This is a genomic window from Staphylococcus massiliensis (assembly GCF_043186315.1).
GTDB lineage: Bacteria > Bacillota > Bacilli > Staphylococcales > Staphylococcaceae > Staphylococcus > Staphylococcus massiliensis.
On the sequence record NZ_CP171119.1, the window covers coordinates 331,324 to 351,605 of the forward strand.

General features: G+C 38.3%; 15 protein-coding genes, 1 tRNA gene and 1 other RNA gene. 4 read left to right on the forward strand and 13 right to left on the reverse strand.

All coding sequences use genetic code 11. The features are described from left to right. Window positions 1-571 precede the first annotated feature (571 nt). From recR to gltB, 12 genes are all read right to left on the reverse strand, one after another. Window positions 572-1,168, reverse strand: a complete 597-nt coding sequence (gene recR / locus ACF3N8_RS01575) for a recombination mediator RecR (protein WP_009383386.1) — start codon at window positions 1,166-1,168, stop codon at window positions 572-574. A gap of 1 nt (window position 1,169) precedes the next feature. Continuing rightward, on the reverse strand, window positions 1,170-1,490 hold the full coding sequence (locus tag ACF3N8_RS01580; RefSeq protein ID WP_009383384.1) for a YbaB/EbfC family nucleoid-associated protein: 321 nt from the start codon (window positions 1,488-1,490) through the stop codon (window positions 1,170-1,172). An 87-nt stretch (window positions 1,491-1,577) separates the two neighbouring features. After that, the gene (dnaX, locus tag ACF3N8_RS01585; protein WP_241864525.1) at window positions 1,578-3,248 is read right to left on the reverse strand and encodes a DNA polymerase III subunit gamma/tau; all 1,671 of its coding nucleotides are present in this window, start codon (window positions 3,246-3,248) and stop codon (window positions 1,578-1,580) included. Window positions 3,249-3,335: 87 nt separating this feature from the next. After that, window positions 3,336-3,869, reverse strand: a complete 534-nt coding sequence (locus tag ACF3N8_RS01590) for a GNAT family N-acetyltransferase (protein WP_009383382.1) — start codon at window positions 3,867-3,869, stop codon at window positions 3,336-3,338. A gap of 161 nt (window positions 3,870-4,030) precedes the next feature. Beyond that, an RNA gene (ffs, locus tag ACF3N8_RS01595) (signal recognition particle sRNA large type) lies at window positions 4,031-4,300 on the reverse strand. A gap of 83 nt (window positions 4,301-4,383) precedes the next feature. Continuing rightward, window positions 4,384-5,106, reverse strand: a complete 723-nt coding sequence (gene treR, locus ACF3N8_RS01600; RefSeq protein ID WP_392450120.1) for a trehalose operon repressor — start codon at window positions 5,104-5,106, stop codon at window positions 4,384-4,386. Between the two features lie 3 nt (window positions 5,107-5,109). Continuing rightward, window positions 5,110-6,759, reverse strand: a complete 1,650-nt coding sequence (gene treC / locus ACF3N8_RS01605) for an alpha,alpha-phosphotrehalase (RefSeq protein WP_392450122.1) — start codon at window positions 6,757-6,759, stop codon at window positions 5,110-5,112. Window positions 6,760-6,787: 28 nt separating this feature from the next. Beyond that, window positions 6,788-8,215 carry a PTS system trehalose-specific EIIBC component gene (gene treP, locus ACF3N8_RS01610; protein ID WP_009383379.1) on the reverse strand — a complete coding sequence of 476 codons (1,428 nt, stop codon included), beginning with the start codon at window positions 8,213-8,215 and terminating at the stop codon, window positions 6,788-6,790. Between the two features lie 300 nt (window positions 8,216-8,515). Further along, window positions 8,516-9,850, reverse strand: a complete 1,335-nt coding sequence (locus tag ACF3N8_RS01615) for an IS1182 family transposase (protein WP_103370597.1) — start codon at window positions 9,848-9,850, stop codon at window positions 8,516-8,518. 179 nt (window positions 9,851-10,029) lie between these two features. Beyond that, window positions 10,030-10,122, reverse strand: a tRNA-Ser gene (locus ACF3N8_RS01620). Between the two features lie 61 nt (window positions 10,123-10,183). Continuing rightward, the gene (locus tag ACF3N8_RS01625; RefSeq protein ID WP_009383378.1) at window positions 10,184-11,641 is read right to left on the reverse strand and encodes a glutamate synthase subunit beta; all 1,458 of its coding nucleotides are present in this window, start codon (window positions 11,639-11,641) and stop codon (window positions 10,184-10,186) included. Window positions 11,642-11,653: 12 nt separating this feature from the next. Then, on the reverse strand, window positions 11,654-16,141 hold the full coding sequence (gene gltB, locus ACF3N8_RS01630) for a glutamate synthase large subunit (RefSeq protein WP_238102020.1): 4,488 nt from the start codon (window positions 16,139-16,141) through the stop codon (window positions 11,654-11,656). A gap of 134 nt (window positions 16,142-16,275) precedes the next feature. Here gltB and gltC point away from each other — a divergent pair, with 134 nt between their 5' ends. From gltC to ACF3N8_RS01645, 3 genes are all read left to right on the forward strand, one after another. Further along, window positions 16,276-17,163: a glutamate biosynthesis transcriptional regulator GltC gene (gltC, locus tag ACF3N8_RS01635; protein WP_009383376.1), complete on the forward strand. Its 888-nt coding sequence runs from the start codon at window positions 16,276-16,278 to the stop codon at window positions 17,161-17,163. Between the two features lie 102 nt (window positions 17,164-17,265). Then, window positions 17,266-18,333 carry a YibE/F family protein gene (locus tag ACF3N8_RS01640; RefSeq protein ID WP_193765459.1) on the forward strand — a complete coding sequence of 356 codons (1,068 nt, stop codon included), beginning with the start codon at window positions 17,266-17,268 and terminating at the stop codon, window positions 18,331-18,333. Beyond that, entirely contained in the window at window positions 18,330-19,085 is a 756-nt protein-coding gene (locus ACF3N8_RS01645; protein ID WP_009383374.1) for a YibE/F family protein, read from the forward strand. Before ACF3N8_RS01640 ends, ACF3N8_RS01645 begins: the two co-directional genes overlap by 4 nt. Before the next feature lie 252 nt (window positions 19,086-19,337). Here the strand turns inward: ACF3N8_RS01645 and ACF3N8_RS01650 are convergent, their stop codons facing one another. Then, window positions 19,338-19,952 (reverse strand): LysE/ArgO family amino acid transporter, encoded by a 615-nt coding sequence (locus ACF3N8_RS01650; protein WP_009383372.1) that lies wholly within the window; start codon window positions 19,950-19,952, stop codon window positions 19,338-19,340. 141 nt (window positions 19,953-20,093) lie between these two features. Between ACF3N8_RS01650 and ACF3N8_RS01655 the strand changes: the two genes are divergently transcribed. Continuing rightward, window positions 20,094-20,282 carry a hypothetical protein gene (locus ACF3N8_RS01655; RefSeq protein ID WP_238102019.1) on the forward strand — a complete coding sequence of 63 codons (189 nt, stop codon included), beginning with the start codon at window positions 20,094-20,096 and terminating at the stop codon, window positions 20,280-20,282.

The window sequence follows — 20,282 nt, forward strand, 5'->3', positions numbered from 1 at the left end:
AACAACGTTTATCAAGAATTAACGTTGACATATTGTCATTCAGTTTTCAATGTTCTTTTTTGACTCGACAAGAATTAATTATACATAAGTTATGAAACAAAGTCAACAACTTTTTAAAATTAATTTTGAGTCATTTTTTTATTTTGTCGTTTGTTTCGTCCGACAAGTAAATACTATACACGCATTCAAACGAAGTTACAACCCCTAAAACCACTTTTTTTCATCTTTTTTAAATTAAATGATTACATTCAATCATTAATCTAACCAATTACACTTATAATGTTGTTATACGATTTCCAAACGTTAATCTAAATTAAATAATTTCGCGTTCTTCCCCATATAAATAACATTCAACTTAGCCATTCATTAAGCCCACTTTAAATTACCGTCACTTTGAGTGCACCTCTAAAGAAGTGAAAACCTTTTGGGTCAATCATTTTTCTGCAGAGCCCTCCCTTACCATGTCAGCTCCTAACTTTTTAAAATTAAAGACCTCCTCTCACTTTAACGACAGCACAAAAAATACCAAAGTCTACTATATATAGTAGACTTTGGTATCTATTTCTTCATATTACATTTCAGTTCGTCCTGCAATGGCTTTTGATAAAGTCACCTCATCCGCATATTCTAAATCGCCACCTACTGACAATCCTTGTGCGAGACGCGTAACTTTAATTCCTAAAGGTTTAACGAGTCGAGAAATATACATCGAAGTTGATTCGCCCTCTAGATTAGGATTCATCGCTAGAATAAGCTCTTTAACTTCGTCATCTTTTAAACGCTCAATTAAACCAGGAATATTAATATCTTCAGGGCCAATACCGTCCATAGGTGAAATCGCACCATGTAAGACGTGGTACAGTCCTTGATATTCTTTCATTTTCTCCATTGCAATAACATCTTTATCGTCTTCCACGACACAAATTACAGAACGATCACGTTGTTTATCTTCACAAATATAACAAGGGTCTTGCTCTGTAATGTGCCCACACTTACTACAGAAAGTAAGCTCTCTTTTCACATCGACTAATGCTTTCGCAAATTGAACCACGTCGTCTTCTTTCATATCTAATATATGAAATGCCAGACGTTGCGCCGTCTTAGGGCCAATGCCTGGCAATTTCATAAAGCTATCAATGAGCTTTGATATAGGTTGAGGATAATGCATCCTACATCATTCCAGGGATGTTCATACCTTTAGTATGTTTACCAAGACGGTCTGCAGTTAAGTCATCTGCTTTTTGAAGTGCTTCGTTCGTTGCAGCTAAAACTAAGTCTTGTAACATTTCGATGTCGTCTGGATCTACAACTTCTTCTTTGATTTGAACATCTAAAATTTCTTTATGACCAGATACTACTACAGTAACCATACCGCCACCAGCAGTACCTTCAACTTTTTCATCTTTAAGCTTTTCTTGCTCATCAGCCATTTTCTTTTGCATTTTTTGCATTTGTTTCATCATTTGTTGCATATTTCCGCCACCGCGCATAATATATTTCCTCCTTAAATCTACTGTCTATAATAAGAAAACTTTTAATATAATTATACATATCTTTTATTTATCTGTCATGTATGACTAGTCATCGACATGTACGGTATCATTACCAAATAAGTCTTTTGCTTTTTGGACGATATCCGTCTCTTGTTCGTCCTGTTTAGGCTTTTCCTGAGACTGCGATTGTTTACGGTTTTGTAAGTACTCACTGCGTACTTGCATCCAATCACTTGCCGGTACACCTACAACTTTAACTTTCTTATCCACGATTTCACAAACGACTTGTTCAATATGATGTCGTTTATCATCATCCTTATTCACGATTTCACAGTGGATTTCTTCCTCAAACTTTAACAGCACATGATCTTCACTTGCTGCTACAGGCTCAGAGTTTTGAAGTAAACTCACAAGAGATTTCAAATCCTTACTTTGCGCATGACCGATGACATCATGCCATCTTTCTTTCAACAGCTTGATATCTTCTTTATTCGCTTTATCTAATACTTTCGCGATATTTTGTATTGAAAAGGCATTCTTAGCCTTCACGCCGCTTCTCGGCGCACCTTTCGAAGGTTTCTTAGCACTTGCTTTCGGTGCTACGCCATTTTCTTCAAGCGATTTAATAGTGCCTTCTAATTGCTCAATACGTGCTTCTAGCTCAGGATTAGAACCTTGCGTAACCACTTCAGCCTGATTGTTAGCACTAGACGTGGCACCCTCATTCTTAACCATTTCAGATAGCTTCACAAGCAACACTTCTAAATGAACATTTTGGTTTACACTAAATCGGATAGAAACAAGCGTATCATTTATAATATCAATCATTTTATACAACGTCGGTAATTCAAATGATTGTAACGCGTCATATGTAAGTTCTTGTTCAGTCGTCTTACTCACAATCGTGTCACGAACAAAGTAAATCATATCATTAATCAGGCGATTCACTTCTTTTCCTTCAGACACGAACTCATGATAACGTTTGAAGCTCGATTTCACATCGCCACTCACAACCTCTTTGAAAAGGCCATTTAAAGCTTCTTCATCAACGCTGCCTGTTACATCGAGCGCGTCTTTTAAAGTAAGATGATCATCACCAAAGGCTATCGCTTGATCCATGATACTTAACGCATCACGCATACCACCTTCAGAAACCTTAGCGATAAACGCTAACGCTTCATCTTCATAATCGATGCCTTGCTCAGTCGCAACATAGCGTAGACGTTCGATAATTTGCTCAACACCAATTGCTTTGAAATCAAAGCGTTGTGCACGTGAGATAATCGTTGGAGGAATTTTGTGAGGTTCTGTAGTTGCTAATATAAATATCGCATGTTCAGGTGGTTCTTCTAATGTTTTTAAAAGCGCGTTGAACGCTCCAGTAGTTAACATATGAACCTCGTCTATAATATAAACTTTAAACTTAGACTCACTCGGCGCGTATTTAACCTTGTCTCGAATATTACGTATCTCATCAACACCATTATTACTCGCCGCGTCAATCTCAATAACGTCGTTATTTGTACCTTGCGTGATGCCTTTACAAATATCACATTCGTTACAAGGTTCCCCATTAGATTGATTTAAACAATTGATAGCTTTAGCAAACACTTTAGCGATACTCGTCTTACCTGTTCCGCGTGGTCCGCTAAAGATATACGCATGCGATTGCTTACCCTTTGAAATCGCATTTTGAAGTGTCTTAGTGACATGTTCTTGACCTACAACATCGCCAAATTGTTGCGGTCTGAACATACGATATAGTGCTTGATAACTCACGTTTTGACCTCCTTTTCACATTGACATCATTATATCATTTATCGCGCTTCATGTATGTTAGAATCATTTGAAAAAGACATCAGGAAATACAGCTTGGCCTTCAGGATACGTCGATAATGATTCCCATAAGAATTTAACGCCAAACGCCGCCGCATCAACCTCTTTCGGTGGCTTAATGTCGTGTGCAATCCCAGATTCATAACCTAACGTCTCATAATAAGACGCATAACCTACTGATAAAATGGTATTATACATCGCTTCTCTCGCACGCTCTTCTAACGCATTTACGATTGCAGCACCTACACCTTTATCGCGGAAATCTTGAGCTACGATTAAGGCCCCTATCGCAAGTGCAGAGTACGTTTTTGAAGCGCCTTCAATTTGAGCTTCGATTAACATACCGTAACCAATAATGTCGCCATCTTTCGTTTTCACAGCAAGTTCTAATTCATAACGGTATTCAGGAAGTTGGCGTAACTCAATAATACGCTTTACCTCATTATCACCATTTCGATCTGCGCGTTCGCTAGACGTGTAAATTAATTGATCCAAAGCTTCATAATCATTCTCAGTAACCGTACTTAAATAAACAGACATGTCGTTTCCCCTTTTGTCCTATAAAAAAGGAGCCTGACATAATTAATCCATCATTAATTTATGCCATGACTCCTTCCAACAAGAAATAATTCTCAATTCTATGTAAAATCGTCGTATTTAATTTATTTATATCATAAAAGCTTGTTTTAAAAAAATAAAAACCGTGCACCTTCGTGTCGAGCAAGCATCACGAACGTAACCAAAGTCGACAGCTAAATTTCGGCCACCCTACGGCACATATGATAGTCCACTTAATGCTGCTTCCGTCAGGACCTGACATGGTTCATGGGTTCATATTGCATAGGACCGAAATCTTCAAACACCTCGTGCTTTGGGCAGTCTTCACAAATACATGCCCTCGACAAAGGAATTAAGTCTCGCATTAAGCGGCTTTCGAGTACAGGGAACCGCTACCTCCCCACTTAGCACGGTAAAATTTATCATACTATAAACACATGCGACTATGCAAGTGTAAAAGCAATGTTAATTTTACGAATTTATCATGAACGTTTGATTAACGGCGACGACGCGAAAAATCAGTAAACTTAAATTCGGTAGCTAAATGCTTAGAAATATTATATTGAAATTTCGTCGTATCACTTAAATGAACAATACCGCGAACCGTCGCACTATAATTTGGCGTAACGTTACCAAACGCTTCATACTCTTGTTCACCAAATACTTCAAATGTGATTTCCTTTTGCGAAAAGCTAATTTCATGATTTAAATCATCTTCAATGTAGCCGTATATCGATTGCGCTGCGATCGTTTCTGTTAATCCAGGCATTAAATCATAAACAAGATAATCTTCATCCATGATTTTAACCTCTCCATGAAACTTACGATATCGCAACAAGTACCAAAGTTTATCTGAACCTGAGAGTTCAAGTGCTGCTTGCACCTTAGGAACCTCCCTAGCCTCGATACATTTTAGCGAAACTACTTTAGTCTCATATTGCACGTCCATTTCCTTTTGGACTTCTTTAAAGCTACTTAACTTTGTAATGTGAAACTCGGTCATCCCACCATAAATGACAACCGAACCTTTACCTCGTATCTTTTGAATCATGCCCTCACGCACAAGTAAATTCAAACTTTTACGAATCGTTTCGCGCGAGGCATTGTACATCGTAACGAGCTGATTTTCAGAAGGTAAGTGGTCTCCACGCGCATAGACGCCTTTTTGTATTTGATGGCGCAGCATTTCATAAATGGATTCAAATTTATTGTTAGTCATACATCATACCTCGATCTTACACGTTTTACGAATAACGATTACTCCATATGGGTTCATTATATCACCATTTAATTTATCATTACCGATCATCATCGTGCCACTGATATCTATTTCATGAGGTAATTGTACCGTTTCTTTTGAAAAGTTTGCGACGATAAGCCATGTTTCGCCCTCATACGCACGTTCAAATATGAATAAATTCGGATCATCCATGTAACGTGGTATAACTTTGCCATACGTTAGAATATCATGCTCATGACGTAATCGAATCAACTCACGATACGTATGAAGCACTGAATTCGGATCATTAATAGCCGCTTCAACGTTAATCGTTTGGTAATTTTCCGCGATATCAATCCAAGGCGAACCTTCCGTAAACCCAGCATGTCGTTCGTTAGACCACTGCATCGGTGTACGGCTATTATCACGAGACTTTTGGTCAAGAATCGCCATAATCTCAGCTTCAGAACGACCTTGTTCCTTTAAATGCTTATATGCATTCAACGACTCAACATCACGATACGCTTCAATAGATGTAAAATGCGGGTTCGTCATACCAATTTCTTCACCTTGATAAATGTAAGGCGTTCCTTGAAGCATATGCAACGCGATAGCTAACATTTTAGCGCTTTTCACACGCGTTGCTTCATCTTCATCACTGCCAAAGCGACTCACCACTCGCGGTTGGTCATGATTACACCAGAATATCGCATTCCAACCATTACCTACTTGAATCCCTTCTTGCCATTCCATCAAGATGCGCTTTAACTCAAACAAGTCAAAGTCAGCACGCGTCCACTTCTCACCGTTTTCATAATCGACCTTTAAATGATGAAAGTTAAAGACACTATTTAACTCATGGCGTTCAGGGTTCGTATACTTAATACATTCATCAAGCGTCGTCGAACTCATTTCGCCAACAGTCATTAAATCCTTACCACCAAACGTATGACGATTCAACTCATTTAAATACGTATGAACCTTAGGACCATCCGTGTAGAATTCCTTACCAATCTTTTCCGAATCCTGAAAGGCCCTCTTAGAAATCAGGTTCACAACATCAAATCTAAACCCGTCTACACCTTGGTCAATCCAATAATTAATCATGTCATACAATTCATGGCGCAGTGATGTATTTTCCCAGTTAAGATCCGCTTGCGTCACATCAAACAAATGTAAATAATAACTATCCGTCTTTGCATCATACTGCCAAGCATTACCACCAAATTTAGACATCCAGTTCGTTGGCGGACCATCTTCAGACTTCCTGAAAAAGTAATAATCACGGTACGGATTATCCTCAGATTTAGACGCCTCTTGGAACCAAGGATGCTCGGTCGACGTATGATTAATCACTATATCTAACATTATTTTTAAGTCACGCTTGTGCGCCTCTTTTAAAAGCACTTTAAAATCAGCTTCAGAACCAAATTGCTTATTAATGGCATAATAATCACTGATATCATAGCCATTATCATTCATAGGAGATTCATAAATTGGAGTTAACCATAGGTAATCAACACCTAAATATTGAAGGTAATCTAACTTTTCAATAATACCTTTTAAATCACCTTCGCCACTACCAGTCGTATCATTAAACGACTTTGGATAAATTTGATACACCACGGTTTTTCGCCAATCTTGTTTCACCATATGATAACCTCCATTAAATAGATTCTATTTATTTAACTATTTCTTTGGCTTTTTGTTTACTAAATCGAGATAAGATAATTGTTAGGAAGAAAGGTACAATTAACGCAATTAAAGTTGCGATACCATATACAACCCAGAATTCATGTTTAATTGATAAAATAGCTGGCACACCGCCTACACCAACGTTACCTAATACACCAACTCCACCAATCATAGAGCCAATTAAAGAAGCTGTAATGATTGCTGCAATAAATGGGTATTTAAGCGGTAAGTTAACACCAAACATTGCAGGTTCTGTTACACCAAGAATGCCTGAAATAAATGATGTGAATGCTAAACCTTCTTCTTTTACCATTTTTCTTCTTTTATATACAAACCAAGCACCTAGTGCAGCTGAACCTTGGCAAATATTTGAAATTGCTAAAATCGGCCATAAGTACGTACCTTGTAAAGGACCACCCATTAATTGGAAGTCTACTGCCAGGAACATATGGTGTAAACCTGTAATGACAAGCGGTGCGTAGAATAAACCGTAAATAAAGCCACCGAGCCATCCAGCATGCTCAAATAAGAACGTTACACAGTTTGTAATTCCTGTACCGATAACTAATGCGACCGGCCCAATAACGATGAATGCTAAGAAACCGGTAACCAATAATGCAATCGGTCCTACCACTAACATTTTAATGGAATCGTGAACCACTTTATTAAGCCCTTTTTCAATCTTCGCTAATATATATGTTGCTAATAAAATCGGTAAAACTTGTCCTTGATAGTTTAATTGCTTAATGTGAAGGCCAAATAAATCCCATTCTGGAATTTTATCGCCTTGCTTTAAATCATACTGCGAAACAAGTTGTGGATGCATTAATATAAGACCCATCACAAGACCTAAGATCGGACTACCGCCAAATACACGCATCGCACTCCAACCAATTAACGCTGGTAAGAAGATAAATGCTGTACTTGCGATTACACTAATAATGTTCGCAATATCACCAAATTGCGGATACATTTCAACGATTGGTTTTGGTCCAAATAAACCTTTCATTGTTAATAAATTATTGAGCCCTAATAGTAAACCAGCTGTCACAATGGCAGGTAAAATTGGAATAAAAATATCACCTAATAATTTGATCATGCGTTGAACTGGATTACCTTTTTTCGACGCGGCTTGTTTAACATCGTCTTTAGATGCTTCACTAGAGCCCGTTTCATCGATTAATTGCTTGTACACTTCATCTACCGTACCAGGGCCAATTACGATCTGATACTGATTATCTGCCTTAAACTGCCCTTTTACTAAAGGGTTCTCACTAATGAAGTCTTTATCTACTTTGCTATCATCTTTTAAAACTAAACGTAATCGCGTTACGCAGTGCGTAGCTGTTTCTAAATTTTCCTTGCCGCCTATTCCTTTAATAATAGCTTGAACATCCTTACGTTTTACACCCAAATTAAACACTCCCTTTTCACAAACACGTAATACGAAAAGTATACTTGTATAGACAAGTATTGTAAAGGCTTTCATAATCAAACGCTCTCATATACCTTTTTCTTAAAGTTTGTAAATTTAAACAAAAGTTTATGAATATCACTTAAAATACGCAAAAAAATAAGCACTTACTTAAGTAAGTGCTCAGACTGTAGACAAACTATCGTTATAGCATATAAAAAGTGTAACGGTAGTTTGTTTTTTTATGATTTTTTCGAAAATATGTATAAAATTCTTTAAAATAGAAGTCCTCACGGACTCTTATGTAAGCCACGTAGCTACTTTTTTCAAATTCATCGCAGCACAAGTAAACATCGTATCCATTGTCACCTTTCCTAAACCTCGAAAACGTGTCCATCTCATACCATGTTGCTCTTTAGCATCACCAAATCGTCTTTCTATTGTTTGGCTTCTCATTTTATATATTTTTTTAATTGAATCCATAAACCTTAAGTCTTCAACTATATCCAAATCATCTTGCCATACATGCCTTTGGATTTGTTTTTGAAACTGTTTATTTTCGGTACATTTACTCAATAATGGGCATTCACGACATGTGTCAGAACTTGACATATATAGTCTGTGTCCAGTGGGCATAGTTCTTTTGTAAGTTAAAAACTCATCATTAGGACAAATATAACTATCATAATATTCATCGTAGATGAAATCGCGATTTTTGAAGAAACCTTCTTTTCCTTTTGGCCGAGTATACGGCATCACGGGTATCATTAATTTTTCAATAAGATAGTGTGCGTTAGCTGGAGTCTTATAACCAGAATCAACTGCTACATATCTCGCCTTTAAACCTAATTTCTCCATTCTTTCTATCATAGGTTTCAATTGTGTACTATCATGGACATTTCCTGGAGTGACATGTGAATCTAAAATGAAGCCGTGTCTATCGACACATGCATGTAGCGAATAGGCAAATTGCTTTTCTCTCTCGCTCTTCACATAATAACCAGACTCTGGATCAGTTTTACTTTCTTTTATATATTTAGTTTTCACTTCCTTTTTCTTTTTTATAGGCTTTTTTCCATCGGCTTTTCTTAGAAGATTTACTTCATCATCCAATTCTTTTTGGTATGCTTTGGCTTCAATTTGAACAACTTTCTTAATATATTTATTTTTATTGGCATTGGCTTTAATATGAGTTGAATCGATAAAAATTTGCTCGGTATTAATAAGATCATTTTCAAAAGCAATTTCTAAGATGTGTTGGAAGATTTCTTCAAATACCTTATTATCATAAAATCGGCGGGTATAGTTTTTGCTAAAAGTACCGAAATGAGGGACTTTATCAAAGAATCCATAACCTAAGTACCATCGGTACGCTACATTAGTGTGAATTTCTTTTATAGTTTGTCTCATAGATTTAATACCGAATAATTTTTGAATTAGAAGGATTTTTACTAGAATTACAGGGTCTATAGAAGGTCTGCCATTATCTAAGCAGTATTTATCTTTCACTAAATCATAAACAAAGTTAAGATCTAAGACTTTTTCAACTTTACGTAACAAGTGATCATCAGGAACTAACTGAGATATTGAAATCATTTCAAATTGTTCTCTGTTATTGGAAGATTTATTTAGCATACTATCACCTCAATATCTTATTACTATTATTATACTAGAAATGGGCAAACAGGTTGTTATGTAAAATATTGAAAAATAAAAAATGCCGACAAGTCCGTAGGACTTTGTCGACAGTCTGAGCACTTACTTAAGTAAGTGCTTATCTTCTATATCTAATTAGTCTTGGATTATACTTATAATGGCGGAGGAAGAGGGATTCGAACCCCCGCGGGCCGTTAAGCCCCTGTCGGTTTTCAAGACCGATCCCTTCAGCCGGACTTGGGTATTCCTCCAAACGAACACAATAAATATCTTATTATAATCCGTTATAAATGTCAATAAAAAATTTACATTTTATGAAAGAACTTTACTTTGCAGATAATGATGAACCGACTTTGCAACCCCACGACCCTCTTTAATCGCCCATACGACAAGGCTTTGGCCGCGTCTTGCATCTCCTGCCGCAAATACATTTTTAACATTCGTTTGATAATTTTTATCATCAGCTTTAATTTTATTTTGAGATAATTTTACACGAAAGTGTTCAGGCACATGTTGATTCGTACCAATAAACCCAATTGACAATAAAACAAGATCTGCTGGCCAGAATCGTTCAGGTGCAAGCGACATATCTAAATCATGTTGTTCATCATTTACTAGCTGCGTGTACACACCCTTTAAACGACCAATGCGGTCCACATCATAACGCATCGTCTGAACCCCATAAGCACGCGGTTCTAATCCGTATTTCGCTTCATATTCTCGATGCGCATAATCCATTTTGAATACCTCTTTAGGTCTAGGCCACGACACATTTTCATCAACGTCATCAGGTAAGCGGTCATACTTATTGAATTGAACAACTGAGTGACAACCTTCTCTTAAAGCTGTCGCAACACAATCGGCACCTGTATCTCCCGCACCAATAACTATCACGCGTTTATCTTTTGCGGTAATAGTAGCCTGTTCTATTTCACCGCGTTCAAGCAGTGTTTGTTCCGTTAAATAATCCATAGCGAAATGAATATCTGGACTCATGCGTCCTTCTAAAGGTAAATCTCTCGGTTTCTCGGCACCTGTACACAAAATCACCGCATCATATGTCGCGAGTAATGTTTCTTTCATGATATCTTTACCAACTTCAGTATTAAGCTTAAAGGTAACGCCCGCTTCTTCCATCAATTCTACGCGACGTTCAACAACGTGCTTATCAAGCTTCATATTAGGTATGCCGTACATTAACAACCCTCCTGGTGATGGCGCACGTTCAATCACCGTGACATCATAGCCAAGCGCATTCAATTCATCTGCTGCAGTTAAGCCGCATGGTCCACTTCCTATAATGGCGATCTTTTCATTGAGTCGACGCTCAGGTCGTCGCGGTTGAACCCAACCTTGTTCAAAGGCCTCATCAATAATCGTACGTTCAATACCTTTTATCGCGACCGACTCACGATTAATCGCCATCACACATGACGACTCACACGGTGCTGGACACACACGGCCTGTAAAATCTGGAAAATTATTCGTTTCCGACAAACGATAATACGCCGCTTCATAATCTTCTAGATATACTAAATCATTCCATTCGGGAATATAGTTACCAATTGGACAACCTATCGTATCTTTCTCAACACCAATGCCTGTTTGACAAAATGGTGTCCCACAATCCATACATCTCGCTGCTTGAATGCTCGCATCAGCCTTATCAAACGCTTGCTGAAAGGCACCATGATGCTTAAGCCGTTCAACTAAAGAGAGTTCAGGCAAAGACGCTTTATCATATTTCATAAATCCTTTAAATTCACCCATTCATACCCCTCCTTAATAAATTGACGTCGTGCGATCAAATGCGTTGATTTGAAGCTTGTTGTCATTAAACGCTTTAAATGTCGCATCATTTAATAGGTAACCTTGTTGTTCAAAGTGATGAATCTTATGACGCATCAACTTGTAATCAGTTGGAATAACTTTGACAAGCTGAACTGCTAACGCGTCAAACTGCGCTAACAATGCTTGTGCGCGTTTACTTTCAGTATATGCAACATGCTTCTCAAGCATCGTTTTAATCATGCGTAATTCCGCTTCATCAGTGACGTCATCGAAATCAAGCGTTGGAAGTTGGTGCGTCTCGATAAACGCTGCTTTATTTGAAGGTACGACATAGCAAACACCACCACTCATACCTTGACCAAAGTTCTTACCAACATCACCAAGAATCACTACACGACCACCTGTCATGTATTCCAATCCATGGTCTCCTACACCTTCCACCACAACATTTGCGCCACTATTTCGTATGCAAAAGCGCTCGCCTGCTCGCCCGTTAATATAAACGTCACCCTTAGTAGCGCCATATAAGCATACATTCCCAACGATGATGTTATCCGAGCGCGCATCGTTAGGTGCTTGAACAATGATTTTGCCACCTGAGAGGCCTTTTCCTACATAATCATTCGCATCACCTTGATGATGAAGCGTCAAACCACGCGGTATATAAGCGCCCAAACTTTGACCCGCGTGACCAGTCGAAGTCATCATAATCGTGTCTTCAGGCAAACCATTCACGCCATAGCGTTTCGTGATTTCACTACCTGTTAAGACACCAACATCACGCTGCTCATTATTCAATAGATAATGCTTCTTAAATGGTGTTCGAGACTCAATGGCAGACTCGGCGTCCTTATAGAGATACGTCATATCGAACCCCTTCTCAATACCATGTTGCTGCGCGATTGAACACGTATTTGGACCTTCTGTTTGAACCAACATCGCTTGTAGATTCAAATGTTTCGTTTTACGACCTGTTAAACTCTCTCGCGTAGGTTGAAGTAAATCGGTACGTCCCACTAAATCATCTAATTTCTTAACACCCAACGCCGCCATCCATTCACGTAACTCCTCAGCAACAAAGTACATGTAACGCTTCACATGCGCCTTCCTACCTCTGAAAAGCTTTCTAAGATCTTGGTTTTGCGTCGCGATACCAACCGGACACGTATCGTTATGACACACACGCATCATAATACAACCGAGTACAACAAGCGGTGCAGTCGCAAACGCAAACTCTTCAGCACCAAATAAACATGCGTAAAGTACATCACGCCCCGTTAACAACTTACCATCCGTTTCAAGCGTCACTCTTGAACGTAACCCGTTAAGTTTTAGTGTTTGATGCGTTTCAGCAAGCCCTAACTCCCAAGGACATCCTGCATGTTGAATGCTCGTCTTAGGGGATGCACCCGTGCCACCGTCATAACCACTTATCACGATTTTATCCGCATATGCTTTCGCAACCCCTGCCGCGATCGTTCCAACTCCTGAACGTGACACAAGCTTGACCGTAATCTTCGCATCCCGATTCGCATTCTTTAAATCATGAATTAACTGCGCTAAGTCTTCAATAGAGTAAATATCGTGATGCGGAGGTGGTGAAATTAAGCCAATACCTGGCGTCGAACCACGTACTTCAGCTACCCAAGGGTACACCTTACCTCCAGGCAATTGACCGCCTTCACCAGGCTTAGCACCTTGTGCGACTTTAATTTGAATTTCCTTCGCATGGTTCAAATAATGACTCGTCACGCCGAACCGACCCGACGCAACCTGTTTGATCGCACTACTATAATTCGTTCCGTCCGGTTGAACTTCAAAGCGAGATAATGCTTCCCCGCCTTCACCACTGTTACTTTTACCACCCAAATCATTCATCGCATCAGCGAGCGTTTGATGCGCTTCTTCAGAAATCGACCCGTAACTCATCGCCCCCGTCTTAAAGCGCTTCACAATTTCAGACGCAGGTTCAACGTCATCTATATGAACAGGTTTACACGATTTGAACTCAAATTGACTACGTATCGTACCCGATGCTTTATCATGCGCCTCCTTTGAAAAGGCCTTGAATAACGCGTAATCATTTTGTTTACATGCTTGTTGCAATAAATAGATTGTTTTAGGGTTAAAAATATGATGTTGACCTTGTTGACGCCATTGGAATGTACTACCTGATTCTAAATATGCACTATCAGGCGTTTGACGTCTCTTATTCTCGGCATCAATATCTTGTATTTTAAGGCCAGAAATCTTAGACATGGTACCTGTAAAGTAGCGCTCGATAACATCTTCATGAAGACCAATTGCCTCAAAAATTTGTGCCCCGTGATAACTTTGAATCGTCGAGATACCCATTTTAGCCATGACCTTAATGACGCCATCAACAAGCGTTTTATTGAATAGCGCTACATTCTCAATCGCATTGCCGCTTATATGCCCTTGAAGCGTTTGTTCATAAACCGTATGTTGTGCAAGATACGGTACAATCGCGTTAACACCATAGCCGATTAAGGTCGCGATATGATGCACTTCACGTACGTCACCTGATACGACGACAATACTCGTATGCATTCTTAAATCATGACGAATCAATTCTTGATGTATGAAACTCGCTGCTAGTAATACCGGCATCGCATATAAACCTTCCGATTTAACGTCTCGATCATCTAATACAATAATGTCACAGCCATGTTTAACCTTTTGAATAACACGTTGAGACAACTGTTCTAACGCATGTTCAAGGTCCTTTTCATAACAAATCGAGACATATTGAAGCGACGGTTTCACGATTTGTATCGCCTCTAATTGAGACAAAGTCAGTATCGGATGCTTAAGCTGAATACGTTCTAGCACGCGTTCATCCGGCTCAAAAACATTACCTTCGCGACCTAAATACGTCAGCTCACTCGTGACAATCTTTTCACGATAGCCATCAATAGGCGGGTTCGTTACTTCCGCAAAATGTTGTTTAAAATAGTTGAAAAGCGTTTCCGGTCGAGAATTAAATACGGCAAGCGGTGCATCGTACCCCATTGCGCCAATCGGGTCTTTCTTACCTTCTACTAAAGGTTTTAAGTATTTTGTAATTTCTTCTTTCGTGTACTTGAACTTTCGTTGTAGCATTGTCGCCGTCTCGTTCGATAAAGTACTTTCATAAGCAATCGTTTCTAAATCAAAGTCTTGATTACGCGCGTTCAACCACGTTTCATAAGGTTTTTCTTGCGCAATTTGACACTTCAATTCGTTATTTTCAATGACCTTGTGTTGATTAAAATCGACTAAAAGCAGCTTGCCAGGATTAAGCTGTCCTTTATAAGCGACATCCGCTTCATCAACATCGATGACACCTACCTCCGACGAAAAGACAATTTCATTTTGTTTCGTTATCGTATAGCGACCCGGTCGTAAACCATTACGATCGGTGAGCGCGCCAATTTTATCCCCGTTACAAAATGAAATCATCGTCGGTCCATCCCACGGCTCCATAAAATAGCTATAATATTCATAAAACGCCTTCACACTAGGGTCATTCGATGGATTATATAACCAAGGTTCAGGGATTAGTAACATACAGGCCTTTTCAGGGGGCATTTCTAGAGACAAAAACTCTAAAGCATTATCTAAAATACTCGAGTCGCTACCGTTTTCATCTAAGATGTGATCTACTTTATGATAATCTTCTTGAAACACCGTCTTAAGTAACGTTCGCTGTCGCGCACGCATCCAATTCACATTACCTTTAATCGTGTTAATTTCACCATTATGCATTAACAAGCGGTTAGGATGCGCGCGTTCCCAACTTGGAAACGTATTGGTACTAAAACGCGAATGCACAGAACCAAATTTAGATGTAAAATCGTGATGGTTTAAATCCTCAAATAAGCCTTTAATTTGGTCTGAGCGCAACCAACCTTTGTACACAATCGTACGTCTCGATAAACTCGTGAAATATAACTTTAGACCTTGTTCCTCGCCATAACGTTCGAGTTGCTTTCTCGCGAGATACAATTTACGTTCAGGCGTTATGACATCTGAACAATCTATAAAAATTTGCCCGATATAAGGCATCGTTTCAACAACATGAGGCGCCAATACACGCGTATTTAAAGGCACATCGCGATAACCAATGACACGTAGCCCTTCGCTTTCAAACGTCTCGCGAAATACCGCTTCATGCAAGCTATCTTTAATCGCACCCTTTGAAAAGAAAAGCCCTACCGCGTAACTACCTTCTTCAGGTAAGTTTAAAGAAGTATGATGCTTAAAAAAGGCATACGGAATTTCTGTCATAATGCCCGCGCCATCACCTGTTATGCCGTCAGCACCTATACCCCCACGGTGATCTAAACGCCTTAACATTTCTAGCGATTTGAGAACAATGTCATGTGAACGTTGATTATTCATATTTGCATAAAATCCAATACCACATGCATCATGTTCTTCACGCGAATCATATAAACCTAAGCGTTTAATATGCATGGTTATCCCCACTTTCATCTGAATATTCTGATAATATAAACGTATAATAACTATAAAGAAACTCATTTATCGTTACAATATATAAATTAGATGAAACCTATCTATTTATTAGATAGATGAAAAGAGGCATCAAAATGGAGATTAAACAGCTGAGGTATTTTATTGCAGTCGCAGAACGTGAACATATTTCTGAAGCAGCTTTATATTTAAACGTGGCACAATCCGCTGTGAGTAGACAAATCGCACAACTTGAAAAGGAACTACACGTTACATTATTTAAGCGTATCGGACGTAATATCAAATTGACCGACGACGGCCATTTACTTCTAGAGGAAGCACGCGCGATTATCGAAAGAATCGAACACACAACATCACGATTTCAAATCAACACATCATCAACCCACGACGTCATACGAATTGGATATCAAAGAGGTGCCATCGAACAAGTCTTACCTGGACTCATCCAATCCTTTGAAAAGGATTTAACCATGACGGTTATTCCAAGTGCTTTAAGTAACGCTGACATTGAACATCAGTTACAAACACGAGATATCGACATCGCAATTTCAGGGTCGTTACCTAAACTCTTAAAACAAGATATTTACGAACATCACATTTTATATGAAGAGTTTTACCACCTACTCGTTCATAAATCGCATCCTTTAGCACTAACCGAACGACCGACACTCGCTCAATTAAAGCCTTATACACTTTTTCAATATGATGAATTACCTTCAGATATTCACCAAATACTTTATCGCGACGTCTCAAATGAAGTCATCACATTGACTACAGAAGGATTCATTCGACATATTATTCTTGAAAATAAAGGCATCGTTATTTTTCCAACGCATTTATCGTTAAAACAACCATTAGAAGTGGGCCGTTTTTTAAATCTTGATCATACAGAATTAAGACGGTCGGTAGGTGTTACGTTTAGACGGGATAATCAGAAACCTTATCTCAGTGAACTAATTGCGCTTATTCACACATTATTAAGTAAGGAAACAACCTATTACTGAGTTTTATTTTAAAATACGTACCGAATTCGATATAATCTACCTTAAATTCTGATTTGAAGGAGTCTTACTTTGAAACATAAATTGACGTTTAAACATGCTTTTATGATCGCGGTTCTAGTGTATCTATTGCTTATCGTGTTTACCATGATGAATGCCTTTATGTATCAGACACCAGTTGGTAAAGTGACAGATATTACACACGTGAAAAAGGAATCTGTTACCGACGAACACAAAAATCATGATACGAAGTATACCGACCGTCTTAAAATTCAATTATTGAACACAGACAATAAAGATAAAACCTATTCAGTCTCACACTCATACAACCAATCTAAGAGTGAATTTGGAACGTATCGTAAAGGGGATAAAGTGCTATTACACCTATCTAAAGGAGACAGTCAGCCTTACATTCTTGAAAAGAAACGCGATACGCTCGTAATCGCAGTACTTGGCTTTTTCTTATTAACACTCCTCTTTGTAGGGCGTAAAATTGGTTTAACATCCATACTGTCGCTTGTCATCAATACTGCGCTCATCTTCCTAGCGATATGGTTACATCAACATATGTTGGCGCTCAATTTATTCGTAATTATGTCAGTCATGACAGTGATTTCGACGATTATCACATTATTACTGGTTACAGGATTTAAGAAACGCACGCTCGTTACAATTCTAAGCACGTTACTTGGCACCTTTATCTCGATAGGTATCTTAGCGCTCGTCATTCAACTTACTAAAGGAAGCGGTATTAAATACGAAACACTAAGCTTTCTCACAATGCCACCTAAGACGATCTTTTTATCGTCGGTTCTTATCGGTTCACTAGGTGCTGTCATGGATGTAGCAATTACCATCGCTAGTGGCATGTATGAAATTCATCAACGTTCACCACACATTAGCACCAAAGCCTTTATGAAAGCTGGTCAGAACATTGGTCAAGATATTATGGGAACAATGACGAATATACTCTTATTCTCTTATTTAGCAGGAAGCTTACCTATGTTCTTAATTTATTTACGTAATGGTAATACAATCACGTATACAATTTCGATGAATTGGTCACTTGAGGTGGCGCGTGCGATAACGGGTGGTATAGGCATTGTTATCACGATTCCGATAACGTTATTACTCATGCGACTTTGGCGCCAAAAGCGAGGTGACAAAGCATGAACGCAATTTTAATTTTATTACTCATTTTATTTGTACTCATGCTTATTTTTGGAGGTAAAAAAGGTGCTAAATCGTTCTTCGCTTTATTTTTAAACTTTGTCGTACTCTTAATAGCTGTCGTAGCTATAGCCGTACATATACCGATTTACATCGTTATGATCATTTTTTGTATCGTCATTGCGGCCATAAACTTATTCCTTTTAAATAGTTACAACTTAAAGACACAGGCCGCGTTTATCGCGACAATGATAACGATGGTAGTACTGATGGGGTCGATATTCTTAACAACGCGACTCGGTCACTTACAAGGCTTTACGACTGAACAACAGGAGGAAACGTCTATTTATTCGATGAACATTGGCATTGATTTCGAAGCGTTTATGGTCTTTACGACTGCTTTACTTGTCATTACAGCGGTCATTGACCTCACGATTACGATAAGTTCGCCGATGTATGAGCTCTATCAAACCAATCGTTCACTTAACTTAAAGGAACTCTATCGTTCCGGTATCCGTGTCGGTAAAGAAATTCTAGCAACTTCAGCGAATACGATTTACCTTGCGTTTGTTGGTAGTGAGTTAACGTTATGCTTTTGGTTCTTTAAACTAAACTATAGTTTCGAACATTTAATGAATGCGAAGATTTTTGTACAAGAACTGATATCAATTCTACTTGGCGGTATCGCGATTGGCATCAGCATTCCAATCACTGCTTACATTACCGCTTATCTCATTAAAAAGACCTTGAAATAATCGATTACATTTAGAAGATAGGCGTAACAATAATTTTATTAAAGAATATTTTAAAATCCCCAAATAGCATGCTTTCCTGTAAAGTCCAACTCAAACTTCAGTTTGGTAGTTGGACTTTACAGGAAAGCATGCTATTTGGGGATTCTTTGTGTAAGGATAAATTGCTTTTAAAGAACACTATACATTTAAGGTTTAATTATTCATATCTAGTGAGTAGTAGAGATAGTATTCTATCTTTACTTTTTAACTCACTTAGAATAATTGAATGAGATTTTTTAAGATAATCAAACTTACGATTAAAATAATGATGCTTGAAATTTTATTTAATATAATAATATACTTCCCTGTTTTATCTACTGTACCTAGCATTTTACCGAGTAGCGCTAATGCTATAAACCATAACCACGACACTAAAATTGTAGCAATTGTAAATGCAATCTTTTCTGGGCCAGTATATACAGATGCGCTTGTACCAATAACACCAATTGTATCCATAATGGCATGAGGATTAAGTAATGAAACTGAAAGCGCAAATCCTACTTGCTTAGAAGGTTTCATAGGTTCAATGTTGTCCAACTTAGAGGGCTTTTCCCGCCATAACGACCAAGCCATATATAATAAAAAGGCTAAACCTATGATATAAATCACAATTTGTAATACGGGCATGGATAATAAAATGAGTGAAACGCCAAGTATTGCTAAAACAATGAGTAACGTGTCACAAAATCCTGCTGTTATAACCACTGGAAGTACTTTCACAAACTTCTTATGATTTGCCCCTTGATTGAAGACGAATACATTCTGCGCGCCTAGCGGTAATATGAGTCCAAACGCTAATAATACGCCGTGCAAAATTGCTTGAAACATCCCGATCATCCCTTTTTAAACATTTCTCTTTCTTATACCCATACTATACATGAACGAGGAAATACTTGTCATATTCTAATTGTAAACCTATAATTATATTTGGTTTACAATTTAAGTTTTTACACCTAAGGAGGAGACATCATGCAGACTAAAACTTTAGTGATGATTAGTTTATTTACGGCGCTTACGATTATCGCAAGTTTTATTCGCTTTAATTTAGGACCTATACCTTTTTCATTACAAATTGTCGTGGTCTTTATCGTAAGTGCGCTATTCAGTTTGAAGGTGGCGGCATTTTTTATGTCATTAAACCTACATTTGGCTTTTTAG